The following is a 230-nucleotide window of genomic DNA, read 5'->3' as shown; positions in this document are numbered from 1 at the left end:
TCAACCAAGTGGTGTCGAAGCCTTCGCCTTGCAGGGCAAACACCAGCGTATCGGCAATGGCGGCTTCGTCTTCGACAATCAGAATATGCGGCATGGCGTCCGAGCCCGACAGGAAAGTTGCCGGAACGGTGCCCCAAGCCTCGGGGCGCGTCAATCGGGGAAATCAACAGTCCGGTTTATCCGCGGTAAACCGCCGAGCCGGGTTGACCGCTGCGCCGAACTCGCGCAGC

General features: G+C 61.7%; 2 pseudogenes. Both read right to left on the bottom strand.

The features are described from left to right. Positions 1-94 (bottom strand): annotated as a pseudogene (locus OC610_RS29410) (two-component system response regulator CreB); the annotation flags it as partial. Between the two features lie 69 nt (positions 95-163). Further along, positions 164-230: pseudogene (locus tag OC610_RS29405) on the bottom strand (ATP-dependent zinc protease); the annotation flags it as partial.

The organism is Pseudomonas agronomica (genome assembly GCF_025917275.1).
GTDB lineage: Bacteria > Pseudomonadota > Gammaproteobacteria > Pseudomonadales > Pseudomonadaceae > Aquipseudomonas > Aquipseudomonas agronomica.
Note: the sequence above shows the minus strand (reverse complement) of the source record. Positions and strands in the feature narration are given on the sequence as shown.